The 3192-nt window shown below is 59.8% G+C and carries 2 protein-coding genes and 1 pseudogene; 2 read left to right on the top strand and 1 reads right to left on the bottom strand.

What is annotated here, in order from left to right:
* A pseudogene (locus tag VAE57_RS15365) lies at positions 1-198 on the bottom strand (transposase); the annotation flags it as partial.
* 798 nt (positions 199-996) lie between these two features.
* Here VAE57_RS15365 and VAE57_RS15360 point away from each other — a divergent pair.
* Positions 997-1365, top strand: a complete 369-nt coding sequence (locus VAE57_RS15360) for a hypothetical protein (RefSeq protein WP_322822737.1) — start codon at positions 997-999, stop codon at positions 1363-1365.
* Between the two features lie 91 nt (positions 1366-1456).
* Positions 1457-2638 (top strand): acetyl-CoA C-acetyltransferase, encoded by a 1182-nt coding sequence (locus VAE57_RS15355; RefSeq protein ID WP_322822736.1) that lies wholly within the window; start codon positions 1457-1459, stop codon positions 2636-2638.
* Positions 2639-3192 lie beyond the last annotated feature (554 nt).

Raw genomic sequence — 3192 nt, 5'->3', positions numbered from 1 at the left:
CCGCGCCCAGGCTGCGGAGGAGCGCTTGCCCTTGACCGCCGGTGCGGAGGATGAAGCAGATGGCAGCCATCGCCTGGCGATCAGGCATGCGCGGGCGTCCCCCGTGGGGTACGTCCGCTGCGGTAGGAGCAGGGGCGCAATCCGTTCCCACAGCGCATTGGGAATGCGCCACCCATCGGCAACCGGTTGTTCGCTCATCTGTCGCCTCCTTCGCTTGATTCATCTGGGAAATGGTACCATGTGTTTTCGGATAGATTCTTATTTCATAAAAAGCTGTGCTGTTGTGCTACCTGATCATCGCACAGGCTTATGAACACTTACTAATCACCAAAGCCTGCACCGACACGCCGGTATAATAGCAAGGAGAACTGACGGCCATCGCCGGTGCCATCACGCGCCGAATTGATTGCCGTGCCTGCCCATCATGCGCGTGTGGCGCAGTATGGCGTGCGGCAGCCATGCTGCCGCAGCAGCCGTGCTCACGAGTAGGCGCGTGGCACGCCGTTAACCCTGCTCGTCACGGGGATGCGGGGTGTGCTCGTCACGCGCATACTCCCAGGCTGCCGGTATAACAGCGAAGAGAGCTGACGCTCATCTTCAGTGCCATCACGCGCTTAATGGATTGCCGTGCCTGCCCATCATGCGCGTGTGGCGCGGTGTGGTGTGCGGCAGCCACGCTGCCGCAGTAGCCGTCCTTACGGGTAGGCGTGTGGCACACCGTCCACCCTACTGGTCACGAGGATGCGGTGTGTGCTCGTCATGATCTCCAGGTCTGTCGGGAATGAATTGGAATAGCTTCCAGAAGATGTTTTTTGCAATAAGTTCTCTTTCCTCTTTCCCCTATCCTTGTCTATCTATTTTCTATTTCCCATTTTCTATTTCAGTATCAGTGATCGCTCGCACAACCCACAGATAGTACATAGATGCCGACAGTGCAACTCCATCCACATCAGCCGCGTGCTAGCGAATACTCACACCGTGCTACAATATCCCACCATGGAACGACTCTTTGCCTTACACAGCCGCTTACAGTTCACCATAACACTGGTTATCGTCGTCAGCTTGATCTGGGCGTTGATTGTAGCCTGGCGCAATCGGGGCAGCATGCAGGCGCCACTCGGCATCTTGCAACTGCTCATTATTGCCCAGTCCGTGATCGGGTTGCTTCTCCTCTGGCAGGCTGATCTCTTCCGCATGGCGCTGCACGTTATCTACGGCGTGGTGGCCGTTGGCTTAATGCCGGCAACCGCTGTGGCTCTGCGCAGACGCTCACCACGTGAGGTGGGGCTGATCTGCGCAGGCATTCTGGTCATGCTGTTGATCGTCGTGGGACGCTTGTATGAGACGGGTGTGGGAGGCTTCTAAGAGACACCTCAAGCTGCCTGTTATGAAACCCGTTATAATAGTCAACATCTAATAGAGTGTCACCAGTCTAAGCCAAACGAGGAAACAAACTATGGACGATGTCGTCATTGTTGGTGCAGCGCGTACCCCAATCGGGCGCTTCAACAGCGCCTACAGCGGATTGAGTGCCATCGATGTAGGTGCAGCCGCCGTGCAGGCGGCTGTCCAACGGGCCGGAATTGAGGCGGATTCCATCGATGAATGCATTATGGGCTGCGTAGTCACCGCCGGCCTGGGACAATCACCGGCACGCCAGGCAGCCCTGCGTGCGGGCCTGCCGCATACCGTCGGTGGCCTGACCGTCAACAAAGTCTGCGGCAGTGGCCTCAAGGCAGTTATGATCGGCACCGCCCTGATCAAGGCCGGCGAAGCTGAGGTGATTGTCGCCGGCGGTATGGAGCACATGAGTGGTGCGCCATACCTGCTTCCCCAGGCCCGCCACGGCTATCGGCTCGGCCACGGCCAGATCATCGACGCTGTCGTTCACGATGGTCTGTGGTGCGCTTTTGAGCATCATCACATGGGGGTGGCCGCTGAATGGATTGCGCGCACCTTCAATGTCACTCGCGAACAGCAAGATGCGTACGCATTGCAATCACACCAACGCGCAGTGGCCGCTCAGGACAGTGGCGCCTTTCAAGCCGAAATTGCACCGGTAACCGTCCCAGGGCCGAAAGGCCAGGTCAATCTGGTAACGACTGACGAAGGCCCCAGGCGCGACACCTCGCTGGCTGCACTGGCAAAGCTCAAACCGGCATTTGTCACCGACGGCACCGTCACTGCCGGCAATGCCCCCGGCATTACCGACGGCGCGGCAGCAGTCGTATTGATGCGAGCCAGCCGGGCAGCCCAATTGGGGTTACAACCGTTAGCCCGCATTGGCACAGCCGCCCAGGCCGCCGTCAAGCCGCTTGAACTCTTCACCGCACCGGCGTTTGCCATCGAACAGCTGATGAAGCGGGCAGGCCGTACGCTCGACGACTACGACCTGTTCGAGATCAACGAAGCCTTTGCCGCACAGGTCATTGCGAACCTGCGTGCCCTGGCCCTCGATGCAGACCGGGTCAATGTCCACGGTGGCGCGATTGCCCTCGGCCATCCGATAGGGGCCAGCGGAGCACGTGTCCTGGTGACACTCATCTCGGCGTTACGCCAGCGCGGCGGCCAGCGAGGAATTGCCGCACTGTGTCTGGGAGGTGGTGAAGCGGTCGCGCTCGAAGTCGAGATCGTCTAACCCCGGCCCGTCTCTACCAGCTCTGCCGGTTATAGCGAGAGTGGTTCAGCGCGGCGAGTCGTCAATTGCGACCACCACGAAATTGCCGCATATGGTCGGAGAGACGGCGCAACGGTCGCGCTGGCAGTCGCGGTCGCCTGAACCAGGCCCGCCTCTGCCTGCCCTGCCGGGTGTCGCGAGAGTAGAACCTATTTCATAAAGCTGTGCTGTCGTGCTGCCAGACTGTCGCACAGGCTTATGAACGCTTGCCAATTACCAACGACAGTATCTCCTACTCCCAGTCTGCCGGTTTGAAAGCGAGGAGGGCTGACAACTCTTTCCGGTGCAATCACGCGCTGGATTGGGAGCCTTACCTGCTCGTCATGCGCGTATCGCAGCGTTTGGAGTACGGCAGCCATGCTACCGCAGCAGCCGTGCTCACGAGTAGGCGCGTGTCACGCCGTATCCCGTCCCCAGCGGGAGCGGGTTAGAACTCCTGGGCGTGTGCGCTTCCGGCGTGCTCATCACCGCGCATCCAGCCCCTGCTGCTCCGCCCTGAACCGTTCACCCCTGCC

Origin of the sequence: Chloroflexus sp. (assembly GCF_034434295.1) — a bacterium.
Lineage (GTDB): Bacteria > Chloroflexota > Chloroflexia > Chloroflexales > Chloroflexaceae > Chloroflexus.
Note: the sequence above shows the minus strand (reverse complement) of the source record. Positions and strands in the feature narration are given on the sequence as shown.